Genomic DNA, 4,776 nt, shown 5'->3' with positions numbered 1-4,776 from the left:
CTAGACGGATCCCAGAATTTTCGTGGCTCTTCGCGGGTCCAATCTGGTTCTGTTGCCGATACCCGTGGGGCACAAGTGCTCTTAAGAGTAGAGGCTTCATCGTTGCTAGGAGCTGCAACTTTAAATTGAATGTTTACCATTTCCCTCACCAAAAAAACTATCTTGAAAGCAAGCTTCATCTTCACTGTGTCTGTCAACAGTGATGTCCTCCGCAGCCTTGGAATGATTCCTGCCTCATCCGCCTGCCCTACAACCTGAACCTGCGTGGGTTGCTCACGGGTCGAGAGTCATAAGACCCGTTACGCCCCTGTTTCATCCCTCACGGTTGAATCTAGCCTGCTTTCGGCAAAGCCAGATCGGACACGCGCAGCGCCTCACCGGCGCGATGACGGCGCACCCGTTCCTCTGTCCAAGCGGTGAAGCCGCCAGCATCGAAGACCCCGCTGGACAAGCCCTGCGCCCCGGCCAGAAAGATCAGCTGTTCCGTGTCGTCCAGCTGGTCGAAAAGCTCCGAGATCTGTTCAAGCATGGGGCAGGCATCCTTGGCAGCATGGAAAGCCCCGATCACCAAGCTGCGTTCGTCATTGAGCCAGACCCAATCGAGCGAAAGCCCTGTGCCATGCGCATAGGCCAGAAAGTCGTCGGAAAAGGTGCGTTCCCCACGCAGCGCCAGAGAGCGGCCACAGAGCGCCATTGCGTGCCGGTCGAGCATGTCAGTTCCTGTCACGTCCGACAGGCTCAGACAGCCTTCCCAGAGGCTGACGCAGCTTTGCACGGTTGCCGTCAGTTCGGCCATGTTGGACGCGCGGCTGATCCAGCTTTCACGCGCTGCCATCAGTGCCGCCGTGTAGCCCGTGCCAGCCGCGCGGGTTTCCTGTTTTTCCGGTCGCCGGAAAACTGACGATCCGTGCCAGTGTGAAGGGGAGTCGATTTCGCTCACCTATACTAATAGATCATCCCTCTGCATTTGCTGCCTGTTTGCCCTCGCCGCGCGATTTTCGCTGAGAACTCAGCTGAGATGCGGCTGGCTGAGGAATACGACGCCGCGCAGGATCGGGGTGAGGTTTCCAAAGGTCGCGACGGTCCCGGCGCTGGCGTTTCGCAAGGGAACGCCAAGGCCACCGCTTCGGACCTTGGCCTTGCCCGCAAGGACATCCACGAGGCCCGCCAGCTTCGTGACGCCGAGAAAGCCGAACCCGGCCTGATCAAACGCAGCCTGGACGGATAGTCGCTTGGCGCAAAATGGGCCGTCCGAGGTCAGACAAGCCCAAAGGGAGAGAGTGATCTATTAGTATAGGTGAACGATTTCGCTCACCCTTACCCCCACACATACCGGGTTGCGCCGTGCCAAGTTGATGCTTTCTTGGTCTCGGTGATGATGCCAGCTGCGATCAAGTTGCCCCGCGCCCGCCGGAACCGCACTAGCGTCCACTCGCCGTCCGGCATCGTTAGCCGCATATCATTTGCCACGATTAGCTCACCCCGATGGTTGGAGCGTCGTTGCAAGGTGAGATAGAGAGCGGTGGCATCTGCACCGAGGGGCAGAACTTTGTCGAGTGTTTCAAACGATAGCGTCAGCCGCTGGCCGGTTCCGACATAGTATTCGCCCGCCGCTATTCGGTCTTGCGTCCAACTCCAAACGGACTTTGCCGTAGTAACGACTTCACTCTCAGGGAATGGCTTTGAAGCTGTATCTAGGCGATCAGCTACAAAGGTGTGAGCAACGTCTAGCAGCGCATCGAGGTCATCGCAGAAGCGGGCTTGGTTGCGGAGGTGATCCCGCAAAGCAACGTTTCTCTGGCCTGGTGCAACGCGTTGCAACTCGGGCCGCTCGATCTTCCCTTTTGGGAAGCTGATGATGTTCGCAGCCGGACGCAACTGGTCGAGGTCAGCCAATCCGCCGCGGATGAATTGGTAGGTGTCCTTGCTACCTTTAGATGGAGGCGCGACCACTACCCCGCTGCCGAGCAGATCAACCGGGATGGACGCATCAGGCCGAATTTTGCGCTCTTCGCCGTTGAAGCGATACCAGGCTTGGAAGTTGCCGGAACCAGAGCGGACAATGATCGGTGTTTGCCCGTGTCGCTTTAGCGTGTCCCGCAGAAGGTCTTCGTCGGGACTATCAATGTCCACAACGGTGATCTTTGTTCGACCCCCGGCCATGAAGGCCAAGGCATCGACTTCTGGAAACTTGAAGGCCAGTTGCTCAGACCCTTTGAGGCCGAACCTGGCATAGTGTTTTACAGCGGGTAGCTTCCCCTGCATGGGGAAGGTCGGGATGTTGTGCGCAGCGTAGCGCGGTTGATACTCAGCGAAGATCCCCAATGGGGTGTTCCTTTCGGGTTTCCTCGCGGATTCGTCCCTTGTCGTAGAAAGCAGTTCGTTCTAATATCCGACATAGCAAGTGAGACGCCCCGCGAAGGCAGTTTCCATTTAGAAGCCCGTTCCTGCTACCAACAGGGCGGGCTTCGCTCATTTCAGGCTCGCGCCTAATTCGTGACAATACACCAGCCCTATGAGAGTCAGCAACTGGTCGGCACTCATTTAGTGCCTCGTGGTCTGTGTTGTCCGCCGATGATCCTTTGCCACAAGGTTTTGCGGTTCGGTTGCTCTTGGACAGGTTCGGCATCTGGAGGAGGCAGCAGGCGCATCAGGGCAGCTTCCCGATCCTGCGCCCGGCTCAATTGATCCTTGTAGAGTTCGACCAGGCGTTCCCGTTCTTCGGCTTTCGCTTCCTCGGCAGCTGCGCGGCGTTCGGCGTCGGCCAGCTTTTCGCGCAGCGTGGCAACTTCGTCCTGTAGAGGGTTGGCAGGGCTGGAAAAATCCGCCTCTTTTGGCATGGCAAGTCGCTGCCTTTCCACGGTGTCTTGCCGGGGTGCAATGTTGTCACCGCCTTTGCGCATCTCATAGACGCGGGCCAGCTCTGCCGTGTCAATTTGCCAGCTGGTCGATCCGCCAGCACTCACCTTTTCCCCGGTGATCGTGCCGTCTTTCAGCGCCTTTTGCAGTGTCGGCCTGGAAACCTTGAACTGCTTGGCAGCCTGCGAAACGCTGATCATCGGCATGGCAATTTGCCCCTGTAAAGTCGCTGTCCGATAGGGTGGAAACCCTGACAAGTCACTTTCCAGCCTCCAAAGCGGCCAGTCGCGCTTCGATCTGTTCCAGCCGCGTCACCAATTCGCCGCCTGCATCGCCATCCACCAGGGCAATGAGCTGGTCGAGGAAGTCGGGTTCCTTGCGAAGACGCTGGCCCAGCCGCCCGATCACGTCGCGGGCTTCCTCGGGGACGCGGATGTTGACCTGCACTGTCTCAGCCATTGGGCAGGTGCCCGTTGTCCCGCAGGTATTCCGTGACCAGCTTATCCAGCATGGACGACACGGAACGATGATCCGCCTTTGCTGCCGCCTCTAGCGCCGCCTTCACTTCGGGCAGGAGCCGGAAGGAGACGGGCACACCTTTTTGCGCCATTTGTAGTTATCCGTAGTTGACAGTGTTTGGCTGTTTGTAGTTATTTGTAGCTGCGCCGGATGCATGGCGCAACAGTCAACATTGGAGAGACCGATGAACGCGATTTCCGCGATTGATACCGGCTTGCCTGAAGGCTTTGCCGACCGCCTTGCCCTCTTTGCCGATTGGACCGGTGCCGCGCCGTTCCCGCCCGAGCGGGTGCTTGTCCTGGTCGATGGGGAAGCTGTCTTCCTGATCCGGGATCGCCTCATTCCGGCGACCGATTGGGATATCTCGACCCGCGACGGCACCCCTCGGGCCTATCGCCTGGGCATCCCCGAAGCGGGCGGCGGGCGAGGTGCTGCACTTCCGCATCGGCTGCGACACCGCGACCCCGTGGGCGGGATCTGCCCCCCTGCGGCGTGCCCCCGCGCAGCTGTTGCACGAGCTGGAAACCTCTCTGCGCGACGTGTTCCGCGATGCGCCTCAGATCTAGGTCGTCGAACATGGTGCATCTCCGATGATGAAGTACTGGCCATATCATCGGGTCAAGGCGGTGGGGGTTATATGACGGGGTTCGCGGCACTCGCTGTCCCGGAAATGGGTCCTCTCATGACAACCGGCGTGATCTCTCGCATCGGGTTGTCAGCTCATATGCCAGCCATCTAAGGGGACGGCCAAAACCCTACCTTACTACTGCGGCATGACCTGCAACGCGCTGGCGCTGCGGGCGAGGATGGCTGCGGCAAAGAGATAGGGCCGGGATGCACTACGAGCCACTTTTACAATGGTTGGTCTTGGTCAAACGGAGGAGCAATTCGGACCACCCTTGCAGGAACACCTACCGCTACGCCACCGTCTGGCACATCCGAGATTACGACTGCATTCAAGCCAATAACCGCATGGTTTCCAATTCTGATTCCACCAACGATGCGGGCTCCAGCCGCGATATCCACATGACCACCAATAATAGGAGTGTGCCGGCCATCCGGTCCCGCCTTGCCAATTCCAATAGTAACCTGATTGAAAATCAGGCAGTTGGGGCCTAATACTGCGTCCGGATGAATAACGATGCCATTGGGGTGGGGCAATAGCAGCCCACCCCCAATGTTGGTTCTAAGTTGGATTTCATTCTGAGATACTAGACACCAGAATTGATGAACCCGTTTCCAATACTGCCGGGCAATCCATACGGCGATGCCGTATTTGTTCTGCAATGCTTGAAACCGACGTATCGCACGCAATAATTTTCTAGACGGATCCCAGAATTTTCGTGGCTCTTCGCGGGTCCAATCTGGTTCTGTTGCCGATACCCGTGGGGCACAAGT

Annotated in this window: 7 protein-coding genes and 2 pseudogenes; 2 read left to right on the top strand and 7 right to left on the bottom strand. The window is 58.2% G+C overall.

The window, feature by feature from the left end; translation table 11 throughout:
- Positions 1–197: pseudogene (locus tag QMZ16_RS16185) on the bottom strand (hypothetical protein); the annotation flags it as partial.
- A 134-nt stretch (positions 198–331) separates the two neighbouring features.
- On the bottom strand, positions 332–940 hold the full coding sequence (locus QMZ16_RS16340) for a hypothetical protein (RefSeq protein WP_348984674.1): 609 nt from the start codon (positions 938–940) through the stop codon (positions 332–334).
- Between the two features lie 78 nt (positions 941–1,018).
- Here QMZ16_RS16340 and QMZ16_RS16175 point away from each other — a divergent pair, with 78 nt between their 5' ends.
- The gene (locus QMZ16_RS16175; RefSeq protein ID WP_282604016.1) at positions 1,019–1,228 is read left to right on the top strand and encodes a hypothetical protein; all 210 of its coding nucleotides are present in this window, start codon (positions 1,019–1,021) and stop codon (positions 1,226–1,228) included.
- 89 nt (positions 1,229–1,317) lie between these two features.
- Here the strand turns inward: QMZ16_RS16175 and QMZ16_RS16170 are convergent, their stop codons facing one another.
- The 4 genes from QMZ16_RS16170 to QMZ16_RS16155 form a co-directional block, all read right to left on the bottom strand.
- Positions 1,318–2,325 (bottom strand): bifunctional DNA primase/polymerase, encoded by a 1,008-nt coding sequence (locus tag QMZ16_RS16170; RefSeq protein ID WP_282604015.1) that lies wholly within the window; start codon positions 2,323–2,325, stop codon positions 1,318–1,320.
- Positions 2,326–2,540: 215 nt separating this feature from the next.
- Complete coding sequence (locus tag QMZ16_RS16165; protein ID WP_282604014.1) at positions 2,541–3,065, bottom strand: hypothetical protein; 525 nt, start codon at positions 3,063–3,065, stop codon at positions 2,541–2,543.
- A gap of 52 nt (positions 3,066–3,117) precedes the next feature.
- Positions 3,118–3,318 (bottom strand): hypothetical protein, encoded by a 201-nt coding sequence (locus QMZ16_RS16160; protein ID WP_282604013.1) that lies wholly within the window; start codon positions 3,316–3,318, stop codon positions 3,118–3,120.
- Positions 3,311–3,469: a hypothetical protein gene (locus QMZ16_RS16155; protein WP_282604012.1), complete on the bottom strand. Its 159-nt coding sequence runs from the start codon at positions 3,467–3,469 to the stop codon at positions 3,311–3,313. The genes QMZ16_RS16160 and QMZ16_RS16155 overlap by 8 nt, the downstream gene beginning before the upstream one ends.
- Positions 3,470–3,685: 216 nt before the next feature.
- On the opposite strand from QMZ16_RS16155, the pseudogene QMZ16_RS16150 reads away from it, so the two are divergent.
- Positions 3,686–3,935 (top strand): annotated as a pseudogene (locus QMZ16_RS16150) (hypothetical protein); the annotation flags it as partial.
- Positions 3,936–4,230: 295 nt separating this feature from the next.
- Here QMZ16_RS16150 and QMZ16_RS16145 read toward each other — a convergent pair.
- A partial coding sequence (locus tag QMZ16_RS16145; protein WP_282604011.1) for a hypothetical protein occupies positions 4,231–4,776 on the bottom strand: 546 nt, incomplete at its 5' end.

The organism is Paracoccus sp. PARArs4 (assembly GCF_947311865.1).
In the GTDB taxonomy this organism is placed as follows: domain Bacteria; phylum Pseudomonadota; class Alphaproteobacteria; order Rhodobacterales; family Rhodobacteraceae; genus Paracoccus; species Paracoccus zeaxanthinifaciens.
This window is presented reverse-complemented; position numbering and strand designations above follow the sequence as displayed.

What these genes read in the sequence shown, in the direction of transcription:
- QMZ16_RS16155 (WP_282604012.1), bottom strand. Translation starts at nt 3,469, where the DNA reads ATGGCGCAAAAAGGTGTGCCCGTCTCCTTCCGGCTCCTGCCCGAAGTG.
- QMZ16_RS16165 (WP_282604014.1), bottom strand. Translation starts at nt 3,065, where the DNA reads ATGCCGATGATCAGCGTTTCGCAGGCTGCCAAGCAGTTCAAGGTTTCC.
- QMZ16_RS16160 (WP_282604013.1), bottom strand. Translation starts at nt 3,318, where the DNA reads ATGGCTGAGACAGTGCAGGTCAACATCCGCGTCCCCGAGGAAGCCCGC.
- QMZ16_RS16175 (WP_282604016.1), top strand. Translation starts at nt 1,019, where the DNA reads ATGCGGCTGGCTGAGGAATACGACGCCGCGCAGGATCGGGGTGAGGTT.